Origin of the sequence: Nonomuraea salmonea (assembly GCF_042428605.1) — a bacterium.
Classification (GTDB): domain Bacteria; phylum Actinomycetota; class Actinomycetes; order Streptosporangiales; family Streptosporangiaceae; genus Nonomuraea; species Nonomuraea salmonea.
Genome location: NZ_JBHMCF010000020.1, coordinates 78,495 through 97,713 on the forward strand (window position 1 = coordinate 78,495; position 19,219 = coordinate 97,713).

Genomic DNA, 19,219 nt, shown 5'->3' on the forward strand with positions numbered 1-19,219 from the left:
GATGGAAGTGCGAACGACCGTGCGTGCCTACAGTCGCCGCGTGAAGGCCGTCATGGGCAGCGCGCAGCGCCGCCGGTATAGAGCCGACATGCAAGGTTACCACCCCGCGTCCAGTGCACGGGGCGGTCGTGTCCGAGCCGAGACCGGCTAGCTCGTCAGGCGTCGCGTGTCCTCCACGTCGGCGTGGATCTGGGCGATGAGCGCCTCGATCGAGTCGAAGCGGGTGTTTCCGCGCAGCCGCGCGGCGAACTCCACCGCGACGTGCGCGCCGTACAGCTCGAGGTCGTCGCGGTCCAGCGCGTACGCCTCCACCGTGCGCGGCACGCCCTCGAACGTCGGGTTGGTGCCGACCGAGATGGCCGCGGGCCAGCGCTCGCCTTCGTAGAGCGTGGGCAGGTTGGCCACCGGGACGCACTGCAGCCAGCCCGCGTAGACGCCGTCGGCCGGGATCGCGGTGTACTGCGGGGTCTCGACGTTGGCCGTGGGGAAGCCGAGCTGGCGGCCGCGCTGGTAGCCGCGTACGACGACGCCCTCGACCCGGTGGGGGCGGCCCAGCCCGGCCGCCGCGCCCGCCACGTCGCCGGCGGTGAGCCGCTCGCGGACGGTGGTCGAGGAGATGTCGTCGAGCCGGGGCACGGCCTCGACCTCGAAGTCGTATTTGTCGCCCAGCGTGCGCAGGGTCTCGACATCACCGGCGGCGTCCTGGCCGAAGGTGAAGTCGGCGCCCACCACCACGACCGCCGCCCGCAGCCGCTCGGCGAGCACCTTCTGGGCGAACTCGGCGGGCGTCCACTGCGACAGCCCGAAGGAGAACTCCACGGTGTCGATGGTGTCCACGCCCAGCCCGGCCAGCAGCTCGGCCCGCCGCCGCCCGCTGGTCAGCCGGTGGGGATGCGAGCCGGGGCGGACGACCTCGTCGGGATGCGGCTCGAACGTGACCGCCACGCTGCGCAGGCCCCGCTCCCGGGCGACGGCGACGGCCCGCCCGACCACCCGCTGGTGCCCGAGGTGGACCCCGTCGTACACGCCGACGGTCACCACAGACCTTTCCGAACCCTGCACGCCAGGCCCCATTCACTCGTCCCGGAACAACCCGTACAAGCGTGCCACGCGGCGCGGCATTCCCTCCAATCGAGGCGGCTATCATCGGGCATCATGCCTCGCTACGCGCTCCTGATCCTGCCTGCCTTCAACCGGGTCTACGGAGAGAGTTCCGTCCGCCTCACCCGCAACGAGCTGGCCGTCTTCAGCGCGCGCGCCCTTGAGGGCGAGGTGCTGGCCAGCGAGGAGACCCGCATCGGCGGCGTCCCCTACGTGACGTTCGACACCGCCGAGCCGCTGTCCGACGGCGACGTGCGGCTGCTGTCCGACCTGTCGTCCGTCTACGCCGTCTTCGGCGTCGAGGGCGACCTGCTCAGGCCGCTCGCCATGCGGCCGCGCGACCGGCTCAGCAGCGACCTGCTCACCATCCAGAAATACGCCGGCAAGACCAACGAGCACTTCACGAAGCTGCTGCTCAACGTCACGGCGCTGGCGAGCGACAGGGGGCTGGGCGACGCCCTCGCGGTGTTCGACCCGATGTGCGGCCGCGGCACCACGCTCAACCAGGCCCTCATGTACGGCTACGACGCCTACGGCCTCGACGTCGACGGCAAGGACTTCGACGCCTACGCCGGTTTCATCAAGACGTGGCTGCGCAACAAGCGGCTCAAGCACACCGCCGAGACCGTGCCGGTGCGCCGCGACCGTGCTCTCGTCGGGCGGCGGCTCAACGTCGCCTTCGGGCTGTCGAAGGAGGCGTTCAAGGCCGGCGACGTGCAGCGCCTGACTGTGGTCAACGCCGACACGCTCAAGAGCCGCGAGTTCTTCAGGCCGCGCTCGTTCGACGTGCTGGCCACCGACGCCCCCTACGGCGTGCAGCACGGCAGCAAGGGCGGCGCGGGCCTGTCGCGTAGCCCGCTGGAGCTGCTGGGCCGGGCGGTGCCGGTCTGGGCGGAGCTGCTGCGGCCCGGCGGCGCGATGGGCATCGCCTGGAACACCTACGGCGGCAAGAGCGACGAGCTGGCCCGCATCCTGACCGGGGCGGGCCTCGAGGTGATGGACTACCCCGACTTCGAGCACTGGGTGGACCAGGCGATCGTCCGCGACATCATCGTGGCCCGCAAGCCGGGCTGACGCGGGTCAGCCGGCGAAGACCGCCAGGGGCCGCGCGGTGCGGCCCTGCTCCTCCACCAGCGCCAGCAGCTCACCCTCAGGCCCGAACACGCCGATCGGGCCGGGGCCGAGCCCGGCGGCCGGCAGCCGCCCGCCGTGGGCGACGACGCGGGCCTCCTCGGCGGTGACGTCGCGACGCGGGAAGGCCGCGGCGACCGCCTCGCCGATGGGCAGCACCACGCACTCCTCGGTGAGCTGCTCGATGGTCTTGGCGAGCGACAGGTCGTACGGCCCCACGCGGGTGCGCCGCAGCGCCGTCAGGTGCCCGCCGACCCCGCCGAGCGCGGCGCCGAGGTCGCGGGCCAGCGAGCGGATGTAGGTGCCGCTCGAACAGACCACGACGGCGTCGACGTCGATGACGTCACCGGCCGCCCGGATGTCGAGCACCTCGAACGAGCTCACCGTGACGGGCCTGGCCGCCAGCTCGACCTCCTCGCCCGCCCGGGCCTTCTTGTAGGCCCGCTGGCCGTTCACCTTGATGGCGCTGACCTGCGGCGGAACCTGCATGATGGCGCCGGTGAGCGCTTCGACGCCCTTGCGGATCTGGCCCTTGCCCACCCCGGCGGCCGACGCGGTGGCGGTGACCTCGCCCTCGGCGTCGTCGGTGTTGGTGCTCACCCCGAGCCGGATCGTGGCGCGGTATTCCTTCTCGGTCAGCATCAGGTGACCGAGCAGCCTGGTCGCCTTCTCCACACCGATCACCAGCACGCCCGTCGCCATCGGGTCGAGCGTGCCCGCGTGCCCCACCCTGCGGGTGCCGGCGATGCGCCGCATCTTGGCCACCACGTCGTGGGAGGTCCACTCACCCGGCTTGTCGACGATGATCAGACCGCTCTCGGCCATTCAGGTAACCTTCCGCAGCTCGCGACGGAACTTCGTCATGGTCTCCTCGACGGTGTCGTAGGAGGTGAACCCGGCCGCGTTGTGATGGCCGCCGCCGCCGAGCGCCGCGCACACCGCCGCGACGTCGACGGTGCCCTTGGACCGGGTGGACACCTGCCAGTCGCCGTAGTCGTCCTCCTTGAGCACGACGGCGACCTGCGCCTCGTCGGTGCGGCGGACGATGTCGATGATGCCTTCGAGCTCGGAGTACGGCAGCCCGTACGCGGCCCGGTCGACCCGGGTCACGTACGTCCAGACCATGCCGTCCTCCAGCGCCACCCGCTCCAGCGCGTTGCCCAGCACCTTGAGGTAGCCGAACGGGGAACGGTCCCACAGCTCGCGGGCGATCTCGTCCACCCGCAGCCCGGTGGCGACCAGCCTGGCCGCCATCTGGTGCACGGCGGGCGTGGTCGAGGAGTAGCGGAAGGAGCCGGTGTCGGTGACGAGGCCGGCGTACAGGCAGGTGGCGATGTCGCGGTCGAGCCGCCCGCCGAGCCGGTAGACGAGCTGCTCGGCGAGCATCGCGGTGGCCGCGGCCTTGGCGTCGATGAGGTCGAGCGAGCCGAACCCCGAGTTGGACGGGTGGTGGTCGACCACGATCACCTCGCGCGCCGAGGCGGCGTTGGCGCCGAGCAGCCCGACCCGCTCGAACGTCGAGCAGTCGAAGACGATCATCAGGTCGGGCGCGGCCGGGTAGTCGTCCGGCGGCACCAGCATCTCCTGGCCGGGCAGGAAGCGCAGCAGCCGCGGCACCGCGAAGTGGCGGTCGCCGAACGAGGCGACCACCCGCTTGCCCATCGAGCGCAGCACGAACGCGACCGCCAGCATCGAGCCGAGCGCGTCGCCGTCGGGCGTCACGTGGCAGGCCAGCGCGACCTCGTCGGCCTGCCCGATCAGCCGCAGCGCGCGATCCCACGACTCCTCGGGGATGGGGCAGTCCTCGCAAGGACGCCGCTCGACGCGAGGCGGACGCTCTGCCCTGTCGCGCACGTCGGGCGTCACGCCTGGTCGTCCCTGCCGCTCAGGCTCTGCGAGCCGGCCTCAGCGCCCGTCTCGGCGTCGGTGTCGAAGTCCTCGTCGTCGGGCTTGCGGTAGGGGTCGGCCTCGCCGGCGTAGGAGGCGGTCTGGGCCTGCTTGGCCACCTCGGCGTCCCGCGCGCGGGCGGCGCTGATCAGGTCGTCGAGGTGACGCGCGCTGTCGGGCAGCGGGTCGTGCTTGAACGTCAGCGTCGGCGCGAACCGGACCCCGGTCTGGCGGCCCACCTCGGAGCGGATGACGCCCTTGGCGCTCTCAAGAGCCGCGGCGCTGTCGGCCCGCTCGGCGTCGGAGCCGAACACCGTGTAGAACACCGTCGCGTCGCGCAGGTCGGCGGTGACGCGCGTGTCGGTCACGGTCACGAAGCCCAGACGCGGATCCTTGATCCGACGCTCCAGCATCTCGGCGACGATCTGCTGGATGCGGTCGGCGAGCTTGCGCGCTCGTGCGGCATCCACCATGTTCGCTCCCCCTCACGCACGACCTGGCCGTGCAGTCGTTCAATCTTCGTCGGTGTAGAGCCGCTGCCGGGCCGACAGCAGCTCGATCTCGGGGCGGAAGGCCACCATGCGTTCGCAGGCGTCCAGCAGCTCCTTGCAGTTACCCGCGGAAGCGGAAACCACCGCAACGCCGACCTCCGCTCTGCGGTGCAGGTCGAGATGACCGGTCTCAGCCACCGCGATGCTGGGGTAACGGCGCTGCAGCTCGGCGATGAGCGGACGGACGACAGAGCGCTTCTGCTTCAGCGACCTGACGTCGCCGAGCAGGATGTCCAGGGTCAGGGCACCCACATACATCACTGGTAACCACCGCTTGGCCTTGTGTGGTCAGCGCACGACCGGCCTGCTGCGGTGGGGACCAGGCCAGGGCGTGCGAGAGGCGCCCGGCGGATGTCCCGCCGGGCGCCCGGCCGCGCGTCACACGCGCGGCTTCTCCCGCATCTCGAACGTCTCGATCACGTCGTCGAGCCTGATGTCGTTGTAGCCGACACCGATACCGCACTCGAAGCCCTCGCGGACCTCGGTCGCGTCATCCTTGAAGCGACGCAGGGACGAGACGGTCAGGTTGTCCGCGATGACGACGCCGTCGCGGATCACCCTGGCCTTGCTGTTGCGGACGATCACGCCGGAGCGGACCAGAGCACCGGCGATGTTGCCGATCTTCGGCACCTTGAAGACCTCGCGGACTTCCGCCGAGCCCATCTGGACCTCTTCGAACTCGGGCTTGAGCATGCCCTTGAGCGCCGCTTCGATCTCCTCGATCGCCTGGTAGATGACCGAGTAGTAGCGGATGTCGACGCCCTCGCGCTCGGCCAGGTCGCGCGCCCGAGGCTCGGGGCGGACGTTGAAGCCGATGATGACCGCGTTGTCGTCGGCGACGGCCAGGTTGACGTCGTACTCGGTGATGGCGCCGACCGCGCGGTGCAGGACTCGAAGCCTGACCTCGTCGCCGACGTCGATCTTGAGCAGGGCGTCTTCCAGGGCCTCCACCGAACCGGACACGTCACCCTTGATGATGAGCTTGAGCTCGTCGACGCGGCCCTTCTCGAGGTCGCTGAACAGCTCTTCGAGGGTGCGGCGCCGGCTCGACTTCGCCATGTCGGCGCTGCGCTTGCGCGCCGCGCGCTGCTGGGCGATCTGCCGGGCCATCCGGTCGTCGGTGACCACGATGAAGTTGTCACCGGCGCTCGGCACGGCCGTCAGACCCATCACGAGGACGGGACGCGACGGCGTGGCCTCCTCGACCTGGTCGCCGTTGTCGTCGAGCATCGCGCGGACGCGGCCGAAGGCCTCGCCGCACACGATGGAGTCGCCGACGCGCAGCGTGCCGCGCTGGACCAGGACGGTCGCGACGGGGCCGCGGCCCTTGTCGAGGTGGGCCTCGATCGCGATGCCCTGAGCGTCCATCGTCGGGTTGGCGCGCAGGTCGAGCTCGGCGTCGGCGGTCAGCAGGATGGCCTCGAGGAGGTTGTCGATGCCGGTGCCGTTCTTCGCCGAGATGTCGACGAACAGGGTCGAGCCACCGTACTCCTCGGCCACCAGGCCGTATTCGGTGAGCTGGGCCCTGACCTTGTTGGGGTCGGCGCCCTCCTTGTCGACCTTGTTGACCGCGACCACGACCGGGACCTCGGCGGCCTGGGCGTGGTTGAGCGCCTCGATCGTCTGCGGCTTGACGCCGTCGTCGGCCGCGACCACCAGCACCGCGATGTCGGTGGACTTCGCGCCTCGGGCACGCATGGCGGTGAACGCCTCGTGACCCGGGGTGTCGATGAAGGTGACCTTGCGGTCTTCGCCCTCGTGCGTGGTGGACACCTGGTAAGCGCCGATGTGCTGGGTGATGCCACCCGCCTCGCGCGCCACCACGTTGGTCTTGCGGATGGCGTCGAGCAGCTTGGTCTTACCGTGGTCGACGTGACCCATGACGGTCACCACCGGCGGGCGCGCGGCCAGGTCGGCCTCGTCGCCCTCGTCCTCGCCGAACTCGATGTCGAAGGCCTCGAGCAGCTCGCGGTCCTCCTCCTCGGGGCTGACGACCTGGATGTTGTAGTCCAGCTCGGCTCCGAGCAGCTGCAGCGTCTCCTCGTTGACCGACTGCGTCGCGGTCACCATCTCGCCGAGGTGCAGCATGATCTGCACGAGCGAGGCGGGGTTGGCCCCGATGCGGTCGGCGAAGTCGGACAGCGACGCACCGCGCGGCAGGCGGATCGTCGCGCCGTTGCCGCGAGCGACCTGCACGCCGCCGATCGCCGGCGCCGACATGTTGTCGAACTCCTGGCGCCTCTGGCGCTTGGACTTGCGGCCACGCGCGGGACGGCCGCCGGGACGCCCGAAGGCTCCCGCGGTGCCGCCGCCACGACCACGGCCACCGCCACCCGGGCGACCGCCGAAGCCGCCGCCGGGAGCGCCCGTGCGCTGACCGGTGCCGCCGCCACCCGGGCGACCGGCGAAACCGCCGCCGCCACCACCGGGACGGCCACCGCCACCACCGGGACGGCCACCGCCGCCACCACCGGGACGACCGCCACCGCCACCACCGGGACGGCCACCGCCGCCACCGCCGGGACCGGCGGGACGGCCCTGCGGCATCATCATCGGGTTGGGACGCGGGCCACCAGGACGGGGACCGCCCGCACCGGCGCCGGGACCAGGACGCGGACCGCCGGGCGGCGGGCCGGGACGCGGGCCTGGCGTCGGCCTGTCGCCGCCACGGCCCTGCGGCGGACGCGGCATCGCGCCGTCGCGCGGCGGACCGTCACGACGCTCGCGCTGGCCGGGGCCGCCACCGTCGCGGTTGCCACCCTGGCGCGGCGGCCTGGACTGACCCATGCCGCTGGCGTTGGACGAGAACGGGTTGTTACCGGGACGCGGGCCGCGCGGACCCGGCTTGGGGCCGGGACCGGGACGGGGACCGCCACCGGAGGGCGCGCCGGGACGCGGCGCCTGCGCGGAGCCGCCGCCACCGCCGGTGCCAGGACGCGGACCCGGCTTGGGCCCGGGACGGGCGCCGGGGCCGGGACGCGGGCCAGGCGTGGGACGAGCGGGCGCGCCGCTCTCGAATCGTGCCTGAGGAGCCCCAGAGGTCTCGCCGCGTGCCGCTTCGGGCTGCTGCGGCTGCTGGTGGGGCATGGCCACCGGCGGGCGCGGCTGACCGCCACCCTGACCGCTCTGTCCGCCGCCCTGTCCACCACTGGGACCACCGGCCGCGGGGCTTGGCCGCGGGCCGGGCTTGGGCCCGGGACGCGGCGGGGCGGGAACAGGCGCCTGCCCGGCGCCGTTACCGGCCTGGCTGTCCGCCGGCCGGGGCGCAGCCCTTGGCGGCTGCGGCTTGTTGGACGGCTGACCGCCGCCACGAGAGGGGCCACCCTTGGATGCCCCCAGCGCTTCGGTGAGCCTGCGGACCACCGGCGCTTCGATGGTCGAGGACGCCGAACGGACGAACTCTCCCATCTCTTGGAGCTTGGCCATGACGACCTTGCTCTCTACGCCGAACTCCTTAGCGAGCTCGTATACCCGGACCTTCGCCACTGCACTCCCTTACTCGGCCCGGGAGGCTGGCTATGCCGTCCGGACCGTCGCTACCTTGACGTCTTCATCGCCGCGTGCTCATCAGGCGCTCATAGCAATCTGACTCCGCCCATCAACTCGGCGTCCTACATGACATTTCGTGGTCTCCCTCCAAGTGCGCCCGCACGGGCGACACGTCAAGCGGCCCCGGCACGCGGAACGCGCGCGGGAACGCTCGGCGCCGCTCGGCGAGCTCCAGACAACTCAAGGACGGATGCAGTGATGCACCGCGACCAGGGAGCCGTCCTCGCAGGTCAGGGACCACATGGTCCTCGACCAGCACCAGGCGGAGCAGCTCGGACTTAGCCGTGCGAACCCTGCAGCCCACACAGGTGCGCTGTGGAACCGCTTGGCCACCATATTCCAGCTTACCGTGTTGACGCATCTACGGAACCGGCGGCATCCTCGGCTTGGGTGTCGGGCCTGATGTCGATCCGCCAGCCCGTGAGCCGGGCGGCGAGCCGGGCATTCTGCCCCTCTTTCCCGATGGCCAGCGAGAGCTGGTAGTCGGGCACGGTGACCCGCGCCACCCGCCCGTCAAGGTCGAGAACCTCAACGTGGGAAACACGGGCCGGCGACAGGGCATTCCCGACGAACTCGCCGGGATCCTCCGACCAGTCGATGATGTCGATCTTCTCGCCGTGCAGCTCGGTCATCACGTTGCGGACGCGTGAGCCCATGGGCCCGATGCACGCGCCCTTGGCGTTGACGCCGGGCTTGCGCGACCTGACGGCGATCTTCGTACGGTGGCCCGCCTCGCGCGCCACCGCCGCGATCTCGACGGTGCCGTCGGCGATCTCCGGCACCTCGAGCGCGAACAACTTCTTCACCAGCCCCGGGTGGGTGCGCGACAGCGTGACCGAGGGGCCCTTGTGGCCCTTCTTCACCTGCACCACGTAGGCGCGGATGCGCTCGCCGTGCACGTATTCCTCGCCGGGCACCTGCTCGGCGTGCGGCAGCACGGCCTCGATCTTGCCGAGGTCGACCAGCACCACCCGCGGGTCCTTGCCCTGCTGGATCACGCCGGAGACCAGCTCGCCCTCGCGGCTGGCGAACTCGCCGAAGTTGATCTCGTCTTCGGCGTCGCGCAGCTGCTGCAGGATGACCTGCTTGGCGGTGGTGGCGGCGATGCGGCTGAAGTTGGAAGGAGTGTCGTCGTACTCCCTGACGACCTCGCCGTCCTCGCCGAGCTCCGCCGCCCAGATCGTGACGTGGCCGCTGGCCCTGTCGAGCTCCGCCCGCGCCTTGGCGGCGGCGCCGTCGGTGCGGAAGTACGCGATGAGCAGCGCGTCCTCGATCGCCTTGACGACCAGGTCGAAGGAGATGTCCTTCTCCCGCTCAAGGCTGCGCAGGACGCTCATGTCGATGTCCACGACGGCTCCCCCTTAGCCTTCGTCGCCGTCGACGTCGTCGATCCGGCGGAACTCCACCTGCACCCGTCCGCGGGTCAGGTCCTCATAACCGAGCCTGCGGGGCTCGCCTGCGACGTCGAGGTCGACGCCGCTCTCGTCAGCGGTCTTGACGCGGCCCTCGACCACGGTGCCGTCCCTCAGCTCCGCCTTCACCAGCCGCTTGGCCGCACGCCGCCAGTGGCGGGGCTCGGTCAGCGGCCGGTCGACGCCCGGCGAGGAGACCTCGAGCGTGTAAGCCGCCTGGCCCATCGCGTCGGTGTCGTCGAGCGCCGTGGAGACGGCCTGGCTGACGTCGGCCACGTCGTCGAGGCTCACGCCGCCGTCGCGATCGACGATCACGCGCAGCAGCCGCCGCTTGCCCGCCTGGGTGACCGTGATGTCCTCCAGATCGAGGCCCTCCGCGCTGACCACGGGCTCCAGGAGCTTCATCAGGTGGTCGCGGGGTGATGCGCTGCCCATATCGACCTCCCCTATTGTCATGTCTCAGCCGGGCGGACCTCGCCACTGGCTCTGCCGCCGTCTGACCTCTCAGCCAGCGACGACAGTTGACACCCTATCCGTATGAGGGCACGGAGAGAGCGCCACTCGTCGTGGTCGAATGGCGGAGCGTCGCCGGACGGCGAGCGCGGGCACTGGCCGTACGATGCTACCGAGGCCGGTAGCCAGGCCCTGCCAGGTAGGTGACAAGTGGAGGTTGGAGTTCGTGCGCCCGCGTCAGCTCTCCCGGCGAACCGTGCTGGCGGGCGGGGCGGCCGCTCTGACCGCCTGCAGCGCGTCCGGCCCTCCTCCGTCGCCCTCTCCGGCGCCCGACTCTCCCGAGGTCGTGCTGCTGAAGGCGCTCATCGCGGAGAAGGAACGTACCATCGCGCTCTATTCGGCGCTGATCGCCGACGGGGGCGGCAAGCTGGCGCCGTTTCGTGACCGTCACCAGGCTCATCTGACCGAGCTGCGCAAGCACGTCCCGGCCGTCGCCCTCACGGCGGCCACCTCCGCCGCGCCCTCTTCCTCGCCGACCACGCGCAAGCCGTCGCTGAAACGGTTGCGCGACCTTGAGCGCAAGGCGGCCGCCTCGCGCGCCCGCCAGCTCGACGCCGTCTCGCCCGGCATCGCGCAGCTCATCGCCAGCATCGGGGCCTGCGAGGCCGTCCATGCGATCGCCCTGCCGAGGTCGCTGTGACGGCCGCGGGCGACGACGTGGAGAAGCTGGGCAAGGCGCTGGCGGCCGAGCACGCCGTGCTGTTCGCGTACGGGCTGCTCGGGGCGCGCACGTCGGGCAGGCTGCGCGACCGCATGAGCGCCGCCTACGACGCCCACCGGGCGCGGCGCGACCAGTTGCGCTCCTACATCACCTCGCGGGGCGGGCGGCCGGTCGAGCCGGAGGCGTCCTACCAGCTGCCGTTCATCCCCTCCAACGCCACGCTGGCCGCCGATCTGGCGGTGCAGCTGGAGGCGGGGGTGACGGCGGCGTACCTGGAGCTGGCCGCCGCGCAGGACGTCAAGCTGCGCCGCTACGCCGCGCTCGCCATGCAGGAGTCGGTCACCCGCTCCTATGCCTTCCGCGCTGCTCAACCGGCGGCCTTCCCCGGCATGCCACAGCCGGCCACTCCGCCCGCCTCGCCTCCCCCGGGCGGCTGACCGCGCTCAGCGTGGTCAGCCTGCTGATCGCGGCGGCCTGCCTGGTGGGCCCGGTGGTCGTGCGCCGGCGTACGAAGGCGGCGCTGCCCGTGGCGTGAGTGGAGCCCGCTCGGCTTGAGCGGGCTCCACGCCTGTCCTCAAGCGCCGGTGGCGGCCACGATGCGGTCGGCGGCCTCGGCGAGCGGGATCTCCGACTTCTCGCCCGAGACGCGGTCGCGCAGCTCGACCACGCCCTGCGACAGGCCGCGGCCCACGACGACGATCGTGGGGACGCCGAGCAGCTCGGAGTCCTTGAACTTGACGCCGGGCGAGACCTGCGGCCGGTCGTCGACCAGCACCCGCAGGCCGCGCGACTCCAGCTCGGCCCCCAGCTCAAGGGCGGCCTCGACCTGGTTCTCCTTGCCGGTGCCGACGATGTGGACGTCGGCTGGCGCGACCTCGCGCGGCCACACCAGGCCCAGCTCGTCGTGGGCCTGCTCGGCGATCACGGCCACCGCGCGGGAGACGCCGATGCCGTAGGAGCCCATGGTGATGCGGATGGGCTTGCCGTCGGGGCCGAGCGCGTCGAGGCCGGCCGCGTCAGCGTATTTGCGGCCGAGCTGGAAGATGTGGCCGATCTCGATGCCGCGGTCGATGGACAGCTCGGAGCCGCAGCGCGGGCAGGGGTCGCCGGCGCGGACCTCGGCGGCCTCGATGGTGCCGTCGGGGACGAAGTCGCGGCCCGCGACCACACCGGCGGCGTGCTTGCCCGGCTCGTTGGCGCCGGTGACCCAGGCGGTGCCGGTGACGACGCGGGGGTCGACGAGGTAGCGGATGCCGAGCCCGCGCAGGACCTGCGGGCCGATGTAGCCGCGGACCAGGCCCGGGTGCTTGGCGAAGTCTTCGGCCTCGAAGATCGCGGGCTCGCCGGGTGACAGCGCCGCCTCCAGGCGCTTGAAGTCGACCTCGCGGTCGCCGGGCACGCCGATGACCAGCGTCTCGACCTTGTCGGAGCCGGGCGTGACGACCTTGACGACGACGTTCTTGAGCGTGTCGGCGGCGGTGATGGACAGGCCGTGGTGCTCGTTGACGTGGGACACCAGCGACTCGATGGTCGGCGTGTCGGGGGTGTCCATGACCGTGAGCGCCGGCGCGTCGTCGAGGGACTTGGCGGGCGGCGCGGTGGTGACGACGGCTTCGGCGTTGGCGGCGTAGCCGCAGGAGTGGCAGGCGACGAAGGTGTCCTCGCCGGTGGGCGTGGGGGCCAGGAACTCCTCGGAGGCCGAGCCGCCCATGGCGCCCGACTGCGCGAAGACGATCTTGTAGTCGATGCCGAGGCGGTCGAAGGTTCTGATGTAGGTCTCGCGGTGCTGCTCGTAGGAGCGCTTGAGGCCATCGTCGTCGAGGTCGAAGGAGTAGGAGTCCTTCATGACGAACTCACGGCCGCGCAGGATGCCCGCCCTGGGCCGCGCCTCGTCGCGATATTTGGTCTGGATCTGGTAGAGCGTGACCGGATAGTCCTTGTAGGAGGAGTATTCGCCCTTGACCAGGTCGGTGAAGAGCTCCTCGTGGGTGGGGCCGAGGAGATAGTCGGCGCCTTTCCGATCTTGCAGGCGGAAGAGCAGATCACCGTACTCGGTCCAGCGACCGGTCGCCTCGTAGTATTCGCGCGGCAGCAGGGCGGGGAAGAGCACTTCCTGCCCGCCCATGCGGTTCATTTCCTCGCGGACGATCTTGGTGACGTTTTCCAGCACCAACTTGCCGAGCGGGAGCCAGGAGTAGATGCCGGGGGCGACGCGGCGGACGTAGCCGGCACGGACCAGGAGCTTGTGGCTCGGCACTTCCGCGTCTGCCGGGTCGTCCCGCAGGGTGCGAAGAAACAACGACGACATGCGCAGCAACACGGCTACTCCTTGCTCGAAGCTGGATGTGGAGGACTACAGGCTATCGAGTCGGAGGAGCGATGCGCTCGCGCTTATCCACAGCTCGGGCCGCGCTCAGCCGTCGAGGGGGAACCAGCCGACCATGGCGGCGGTCATGGCGGCCGTGACCAGCCCGGCGAGCGTGGCCGACAGCGCGAGCGCGCGCACGCGTCCGCGGACGTTCCTGCGCAGGACGAGCACCGCGGCCACAATGAGCACCCCGGTCACCACCGCGGGGCCGGGCCAGAACGACTGCTCGCTCTCCACGACGCCGGGTGCCGCTCTGGCCGCCACGTCGGCGATCAGCGCGGCGCCGACCGCGCCCGCCGCGACGTCGCCCCAGACGTCGTCCCTTCGGGTGGCGTAGGCGAGCAGGCCGAGGCAGACGAGCAGCGCGAGCGTCCAGTTGAGCCCGGCGGCGCCCGGGCCGGTGAGGTCGAAGGGGTCGGCGCCGCGCAGCGCGCTCGCGCCGATGGCGGCGACCAGTGTGGACAGCGAGGCGAGGAACGTGGTCAGCAGCGCCCAGGCGAATCCCGACGCGGTGGCGCCGACGACCAGGGACAGGGCGAGGTAGGCGTAGGGGTCGTAGATCTGGCCGGCCCAATGGGGGCCGTTGCCGGAAAGGAGCATGCCGAGCATGCCGACGGCGAGGCCCCCGAAGAAGGCGCCCAGCAAATGATGTTCGATGGCGCGCTGGCGCCGGTCGTATTCGGCGAAGTCGGCGTAATCGATCGTGGTGTTGTTCATGTCCATTCCCTGGTCAACCCCTCCCCCCGATGCGTCTGGGGATGACCAGCTCCAGATTATGCATACGTCCCGAAAAGGCAAATTTCGGTCATATCCCTACCAAAACTAGCAAGCGCTTGGTTACGATATTCGCGTGGCACTCGCCGATGACCTTCGCGCCGCCGTCCGCGACCATCTCGCCGACCGCCCGGGCGCGTCCTGGCAGGAATGCGCGCGCGAGCTCGGGCTCGCGGGCCTGATGGTCCCCGAGCGGTACGGCGGCGCCGGCTGCGGCCCCCTCGAGATGGCCGCCGTCGCCGAGGAGCTGGGCCGCGTCCTGTCACCCCACCCGTTCCTCCAGTCCGCCGTCATGGCGGTCGCGGCGCTGCGCGAGTGCGAGGCGGGCGACGAGCTGGCAGCGCTCGCCGAAGGCGGGACGAGCGCCACCGTGGTGCTGCCCGGCGACGGCGACCTGCGGCTCGACGGCGACCTGCTGACGGGCGAGGTGCCGTACGCGCTCGCCGGGGACCTGGTGCTCGCCTACGTGGACGGGCTGCTGGTGACGGCGGAGCCGGCGGAGCGCGAGACGTACGTGACGATGGACGAGAGCCGCCCGCTGCGGCGGCTGCGCTTCGAGCGGACCCCAGCCAGGCGGCTCGGCGGCGGGTCGTGGGCCCGCGTCCGCGACCTCGGCATCACGGCGCTGGCGGCCGAGCAGGCCGGCGGGGCGGCCCGGTGCCTGGAGATGGCGGTGGAGCACGCCGGGCGGCGTCACCAGTTCGGGCGGCCGATCGGGTCGTTCCAGGCGATCAAGCACAAGCTGGCCGACGTGCTGCTGCTGGTCGAGTCGGCCCGCTCGGCGGCCCTGGGTGCGGCGGCGGACGTGGGCGAGGTGAGCGCGGCGATCGCGGGGTCGTACTGCACGGAGGCGTATCTGACGGCGGCGGGCGAGAACATCCAGGTGCACGGCGGCATCGGCATCACCTGGGAGCATCCCGCGCACCGCTACTTCAAGCGGGCCACCTCCGACGCCCAGCTCTTCGGCCCGCCGCAGGCGCACCGCGCCCGCCTGGGCGTGCACGTCTTCGGGGACTAACCGCCGAGCAGCTCTTCCCAGGGGTGGCGGGTGTTGGTGCGGCGGGTGGTGTCGAGCGCCTCGGCCAGCCGCCACAGGCCGGGGCGGGCGCGTACGGTGGCGCGGCCCATGGGGTCGATGGCGCGCAGCTCGAACCGCACGCCCATCACGTCGAGCACCGCAGAGCCGGGCCGGCCGGGCCCCGCCTGGGTGACCAGGGAGCCGTCGCGGCCGCGTACCTGCTCGGCGAGCAGCGCGGCCACCTCCGACGCGTAAGGACCGTCGCGCCACTCGATGTGCCAGCTGTGGTCGGCGCCGCGCCACCAGGTGAGGTCGCGGCAGGACTCGATGAAGTCGGCCTCGGTCGCGAGCGCGGCCATCACCCGGCCGAACGCTTCGTACCTGCGGGCGCCGGTGAGCGAGAGTTCGTCGCCTGGGGAGGTGGACGTGCCGCTCTTGGTCCGCCGCAGCGCGTGCTTTCGCTTCACGAACACCCACTCTGATCGTCGCCGCGCCCTTCCCGCAAGTCTTTGCCGCTGATACGCTCTACCAAGCGAGCGCTTGGTTTCCTAACTCTCCGGAGGCGCGATGACGTCCCTACGGATCAGCCTGGGGTACGAGCTGGAGGTGCGCGGGCGCTCCAGGGACGTGGAGCGGCAGGCGTTCGAGAACGTGGTGGACCAGGTCGTGCTGGGTGACCGGCTCGGCTTCGAGGCCGCCTGGTTCGTCGAGCACCACTTCACCCGGGGCTTCTCCCACTCCTCGGCCCCCGACCTGGTCCTGGCCGCCATCTCGCAGCGCACCGAGCGCATCAGGCTCGGGCTCGGAGTGGTGCTGCTGCCGTTCCAGTCCCCCATCCGCACGGCCGAGCGCGTCGCCACGCTGGACGTGCTGAGCGGCGGCCGGGTGGAGTTCGGCACGGGGCGGGGCGCCTCGCCGCTGGAATACCAGGCCTTCCGCCGGCCGTTCGAGCGGTCGCGGCAGATCTGGGAGGACTCGCTGGAGGCCACGCTGGCCATCTGGCAGGCCGACGGCGAGCCGGTCAGCCGCTCGAACGAGTTCTTCGAGATCCCCGACGTGGCCGTCTACCCGCGCCCGGTGCAGCGGCCCCATCCGCCGGTCTGGGTCGCCTCCACCTCGCTTGAGGGCTACCTGGCCGCCGCGCGGCACGGCTACAACCTGCTCGGCATGACGATGCTCAAGGGCATCGACGACGTCGCCGCCGACATCGCGGCCTACCGCACCTGCCTGGCCGAGCACGGCTTCGACCCCGGCTCCCGCCGCGTCGCGCTGATGATCCCCTGGTACGTCGCCCCCACCCGCGACGAGGCCATCACCACCGCCGCCGACCCCGTGCTGTGGTACATCCGCCGCCAGGTCAACCTCGTCACCCCGCCCGGCTACTACGACGCCCGCCACGCCACCCACCGCGTGCTCGGCCAGCTCGCGGCCGGGCTGCCGCCCGACGAGTCGATGGCCACGCTGCGCGAGCACCTCATGGTGGTGGTGGACGACGTGGAGGGCTCGCGCAAGGCCCTGGCCAGGATCGCCGAGGCCGGCGCGACGGACCTGATCATCCAGGCGCAGGTGGGCGGCCTCGCGCACGAGCACGTGTGCGCGTCGATGACGCTGTTCATGAAGGACGTGATGCGCTGATGGGGCGCCGGCCGACCCGGGACGATCTCAGGCTGAAGGACGTGATGCGCTGATGGGGCGTTGGCCGACCCGGGACGACCTCGGGGCCGCCGCCAGCTCCGTCTCCGGGCTGCTGCTCGTCTCCCCCGACGGCACGGCCGCCGTCCCGCTCGGCCCCGACGACCGCACGCGTACGGCGCGGGCGCTGCGCGCGGCGGGCGTCGGCGAGCGTGACCGGGTCGTGGTGGCGCTGGCCGAGCCGGCGGGCTCGCTGTGGGCCGCGGCGGCGGCGGAGGTGGCCGAGGCGGGCGCGGCCGTCGGGCCGCGCGGCCGGATGCGGCTGCACCACGCGCTGACCGCACTCAGGGCCACCACGCTGGTCGCCACTCCGACGGGCGCGATGGACTTCCTGGCCCGCCTGCACCTGGAGTTCCTGCTGGACCCGCTGGATCTCGGGCTCAGGACCATCGTGCTGACCGGCGAGATCGCCTCCAAGCGGACGATGGGGCATCTGGCGCACGAGTTCGGGGCGCGGGTGACGGAGGTGCTGGCGAGCCCGTTCGGCGGGGCCGCGCTGGCCTGGCGGGCGGCCGAGCAGGACCCGCTCACGCCGCTCGCGGACGACCTGCTGGCCCTTGCCTCGCCCGCCGAGGACGTGCTGATCGAGTCAGGACCTGCCGAACTCGTCCTCACCACGCCCGGCGCCGTCCTCAGAACGGGTCTCGTCGCTCTTGGCCCCGATCACGCCCCCGCGCACACCGTCGGGGAGCACGTACTGGTCAGGGGCCTGTGGCTGGCGCTGCCCCGGCTGGAGAAGGCGCTGGCGCGCATCGACGGCGTGACGGGCTGGGAGCTGGCCGTCAGCAGGCAGGGGACGCTGGACACGGCCGCGCTGACGGTGACGTTCGGGCGCGAGAGCCTGATCGGCAACCCCATGTGGAAGGCGCGCATCGAGGAGTCCGTACGCGCGCTCACCCCCATCTCCGTGGCCGTGGAGATCGCGCCGAAGGTCTCCGAGACCCCCGCGCCCGGCACCGTGAACGACCTGCGCGGCCACCACCTCGGAAGGGACCGGTCACTCATCACCTGAGAGCAAGGGGCAGCCCATGGGATCCTGGGAAACGCTTCCCCGCATGCTGCGCGACCAGGCCGAACGGCATCCCGACGACGTCGTGGTCGCCGAACCCGGCGGCCCGCGCCTCACGCTGGCGCGGCTGCGGGCGGCGGCGTCGGAGGTCGCCAGGGGGCTGCTCGCGCTAGGCGTCGCGCCCGGCGACCGGGTGGCTCTCTGGGGGGTGAACTCCGCCTCGTGGGTGGTCCACGCGTTCGGAATCTGGGACGCGGGCGCGGTGATCGTGCCGCTCTCGCCCCGTTACAAAGGCATCGAGGCGGGCGAGCTCATCGCCAAGACCGGCGCGGAGGTGGTGATCGCGGGGCCGGGGGCTTCCCCGGAGCTGCTGCCGGAGACGCGCGTGGTCCCCATGGGAGGGCTCGCCGCGCGGGTGCCGGCGCGGGAGGCCGAGGAGCGGGCGCTGGCCGTACGGGACTCCGATCTGTGCGAGATCATGGCCACCTCCGGCACCACCGGCACCCCGAAAGGGGTCATGCTCGACCACGCGCAGATCCTGCGCGGCTACCTCGACTGGTCGGAGATCGTCACGCTGGGCCCGCACGATCGCTATCCGGTGATCGCCCCCTTCAGCCATGGTTTCGGGCTGAACGCCGGGCTCATCGCCTGCGTGATGCGCCGCGCCACCATGCTGCCGATCGCGTCGTTCGCGCCGGGCGCGCTGATGTCGCTCATCGCGGATGAGCGGGTGAGTGTGCTGGCCGGGCCGCCCACGCTCTTCTCCCGGGTGCTGGACGAGCTGGAGCGCGGCTCGTGGGACGTCTCGTCGCTGCGGGTGGCGATCTGCGGGGCGGCGGCCGTACCGGCCGCTCTGATCACCCGGCTGGTCGGCGAGGTCGGGCTCGAACGCATGATCAACGCGTACGGGCTGATGGAAGGCACGGTCGTCTCCATGACCAGGGCCGGCGACCCCATCGACGTCGTCGCGAACACCACCGGCAGGCCCGTCCCCGGCATCGAGGTCAAGGTCGTGGACGACGACGGCAAGGAGGTCGCGCCCGGCGAGCGCGGCGAGATCCTGCAGCGCGGCTACGGGGTGATGCGCGGCTACTGGGGCGAGCCCGAGCGCACGGCCGAGGTGGTGGACGCCGGCGGCTGGCTGCACACCGGGGACGTCGGCGTGCTGGACGAGGCGGGCAACCTCGCCATCGTGGACCGCAAGAAGGAGCTGTACATCGTCAACGGGTTCAACGTCTCGCCCGCCGAGGTGGAGTCGCTGCTGCTGCGGGAGGGCTCGCTGGCGCAGGCGGCGGTGATCGGGGTGCCCGACCCCGTCTCGGGCGAGGCGGGGGTGGCGTACGTGGTGGGCAGGCCCGGCGTGCGTCCCGATCCCGCGGCGCTGATCGCCTGGGCCAAAGCCAACATGTCCGGCTACAAGGTGCCGAAGCGGGTCATCGTGCTCGACGCCCTGCCCGTGAATGTCAACGGCAAAGTGGACAAGCTCGCGTTACGGCGTGATCGGCCGGACGGCGAGTAGCCTGGGGATGCGGGTTCAGCCGTGCCGACAAACG

19 protein-coding genes are annotated in these 19,219 nt (G+C 71.7%); 7 read left to right on the forward strand and 12 right to left on the reverse strand.

Annotated elements, in window-relative coordinates:
• Nucleotides 1–147 precede the first annotated feature (147 nt).
• The gene (locus ACFFR3_RS21090) at nucleotides 148–1,074 is read right to left on the reverse strand and encodes a bifunctional riboflavin kinase/FAD synthetase (protein ID WP_345398665.1); all 927 of its coding nucleotides are present in this window, start codon (nucleotides 1,072–1,074) and stop codon (nucleotides 148–150) included.
• A gap of 81 nt (nucleotides 1,075–1,155) precedes the next feature.
• Between ACFFR3_RS21090 and ACFFR3_RS21095 the strand changes: the two genes are divergently transcribed.
• Nucleotides 1,156–2,175, forward strand: coding sequence for a TRM11 family SAM-dependent methyltransferase (locus tag ACFFR3_RS21095; RefSeq protein WP_379483681.1), 1,020 nt, complete (start codon nucleotides 1,156–1,158; stop codon nucleotides 2,173–2,175).
• A gap of 6 nt (nucleotides 2,176–2,181) precedes the next feature.
• Here the strand turns inward: ACFFR3_RS21095 and truB are convergent, their stop codons facing one another.
• The 8 genes from truB to rimP all read right to left on the reverse strand — a co-directional run bounded on the left by truB (nucleotide 2,182) and on the right by rimP (nucleotide 10,066).
• Nucleotides 2,182–3,057 (reverse strand): tRNA pseudouridine(55) synthase TruB, encoded by an 876-nt coding sequence (gene truB, locus ACFFR3_RS21100; protein ID WP_345398658.1) that lies wholly within the window; start codon nucleotides 3,055–3,057, stop codon nucleotides 2,182–2,184.
• A complete protein-coding gene (locus ACFFR3_RS21105; protein WP_345398655.1) occupies nucleotides 3,058–4,098 on the reverse strand; it encodes a DHH family phosphoesterase in 1,041 nt (346 codons plus the stop codon). It abuts the gene before it with no gap.
• Nucleotides 4,095–4,592, reverse strand: a complete 498-nt coding sequence (gene rbfA / locus ACFFR3_RS21110; protein ID WP_345398652.1) for a 30S ribosome-binding factor RbfA — start codon at nucleotides 4,590–4,592, stop codon at nucleotides 4,095–4,097. Before rbfA ends, ACFFR3_RS21105 begins: the two co-directional genes overlap by 4 nt.
• Before the next feature lie 39 nt (nucleotides 4,593–4,631).
• The gene (locus tag ACFFR3_RS21115) at nucleotides 4,632–4,928 is read right to left on the reverse strand and encodes a DUF503 domain-containing protein (RefSeq protein ID WP_345398649.1); all 297 of its coding nucleotides are present in this window, start codon (nucleotides 4,926–4,928) and stop codon (nucleotides 4,632–4,634) included.
• Nucleotides 4,929–5,048: 120 nt separating this feature from the next.
• Nucleotides 5,049–8,156, reverse strand: coding sequence for a translation initiation factor IF-2 (gene infB, locus ACFFR3_RS21120; RefSeq protein WP_379483682.1), 3,108 nt, complete (start codon nucleotides 8,154–8,156; stop codon nucleotides 5,049–5,051).
• A gap of 112 nt (nucleotides 8,157–8,268) precedes the next feature.
• Complete coding sequence (locus tag ACFFR3_RS21125) at nucleotides 8,269–8,580, reverse strand: YlxR family protein (protein ID WP_345398646.1); 312 nt, start codon at nucleotides 8,578–8,580, stop codon at nucleotides 8,269–8,271.
• Nucleotides 8,564–9,556: a transcription termination factor NusA gene (gene nusA / locus ACFFR3_RS21130; protein ID WP_345409614.1), complete on the reverse strand. Its 993-nt coding sequence runs from the start codon at nucleotides 9,554–9,556 to the stop codon at nucleotides 8,564–8,566. Before nusA ends, ACFFR3_RS21125 begins: the two co-directional genes overlap by 17 nt.
• A 24-nt stretch (nucleotides 9,557–9,580) precedes the next feature.
• Nucleotides 9,581–10,066, reverse strand: coding sequence for a ribosome maturation factor RimP (gene rimP, locus ACFFR3_RS21135; protein WP_345398643.1), 486 nt, complete (start codon nucleotides 10,064–10,066; stop codon nucleotides 9,581–9,583).
• A 244-nt stretch (nucleotides 10,067–10,310) separates the two neighbouring features.
• Here rimP and ACFFR3_RS21140 point away from each other — a divergent pair, with 244 nt between their 5' ends.
• The gene (locus ACFFR3_RS21140; RefSeq protein WP_345398640.1) at nucleotides 10,311–10,784 is read left to right on the forward strand and encodes a hypothetical protein; all 474 of its coding nucleotides are present in this window, start codon (nucleotides 10,311–10,313) and stop codon (nucleotides 10,782–10,784) included.
• The gene (locus ACFFR3_RS21145) at nucleotides 10,781–11,242 is read left to right on the forward strand and encodes a ferritin-like domain-containing protein (protein WP_364385803.1); all 462 of its coding nucleotides are present in this window, start codon (nucleotides 10,781–10,783) and stop codon (nucleotides 11,240–11,242) included. The genes ACFFR3_RS21140 and ACFFR3_RS21145 overlap by 4 nt, the downstream gene beginning before the upstream one ends.
• A 137-nt stretch (nucleotides 11,243–11,379) precedes the next feature.
• On the opposite strand, the gene ACFFR3_RS21150 is transcribed toward ACFFR3_RS21145, so the two are convergent.
• Nucleotides 11,380–13,125 (reverse strand): proline--tRNA ligase, encoded by a 1,746-nt coding sequence (locus ACFFR3_RS21150; protein ID WP_379483683.1) that lies wholly within the window; start codon nucleotides 13,123–13,125, stop codon nucleotides 11,380–11,382.
• Between the two features lie 93 nt (nucleotides 13,126–13,218).
• Nucleotides 13,219–13,890, reverse strand: a complete 672-nt coding sequence (locus ACFFR3_RS21155) for a hypothetical protein (protein ID WP_364385809.1) — start codon at nucleotides 13,888–13,890, stop codon at nucleotides 13,219–13,221.
• Nucleotides 13,891–14,023: 133 nt separating this feature from the next.
• Between ACFFR3_RS21155 and ACFFR3_RS21160 the strand changes: the two genes are divergently transcribed.
• Complete coding sequence (locus ACFFR3_RS21160) at nucleotides 14,024–14,965, forward strand: acyl-CoA dehydrogenase family protein (RefSeq protein ID WP_345398626.1); 942 nt, start codon at nucleotides 14,024–14,026, stop codon at nucleotides 14,963–14,965.
• On the opposite strand, the gene ACFFR3_RS21165 is transcribed toward ACFFR3_RS21160, so the two are convergent.
• Nucleotides 14,962–15,432 (reverse strand): hypothetical protein, encoded by a 471-nt coding sequence (locus ACFFR3_RS21165; RefSeq protein WP_355423373.1) that lies wholly within the window; start codon nucleotides 15,430–15,432, stop codon nucleotides 14,962–14,964. The two genes, ACFFR3_RS21160 and ACFFR3_RS21165, sit on opposite strands and share 4 nt — an antisense overlap.
• A gap of 100 nt (nucleotides 15,433–15,532) precedes the next feature.
• Here ACFFR3_RS21165 and ACFFR3_RS21170 point away from each other — a divergent pair, with 100 nt between their 5' ends.
• The 3 genes from ACFFR3_RS21170 to ACFFR3_RS21180 are packed head-to-tail and all read left to right on the forward strand — an operon-like array spanning nucleotide 15,533 to nucleotide 19,185.
• Nucleotides 15,533–16,600, forward strand: a complete 1,068-nt coding sequence (locus tag ACFFR3_RS21170) for an LLM class flavin-dependent oxidoreductase (RefSeq protein WP_379483684.1) — start codon at nucleotides 15,533–15,535, stop codon at nucleotides 16,598–16,600.
• Nucleotides 16,601–16,652: 52 nt separating this feature from the next.
• Entirely contained in the window at nucleotides 16,653–17,669 is a 1,017-nt protein-coding gene (locus tag ACFFR3_RS21175) for a phenylacetate--CoA ligase family protein (protein ID WP_379483685.1), read from the forward strand.
• Between the two features lie 16 nt (nucleotides 17,670–17,685).
• Nucleotides 17,686–19,185, forward strand: a complete 1,500-nt coding sequence (locus tag ACFFR3_RS21180) for an AMP-binding protein (protein ID WP_379483686.1) — start codon at nucleotides 17,686–17,688, stop codon at nucleotides 19,183–19,185.
• The last annotated feature ends 34 nt before the right edge of the window (nucleotides 19,186–19,219 follow it).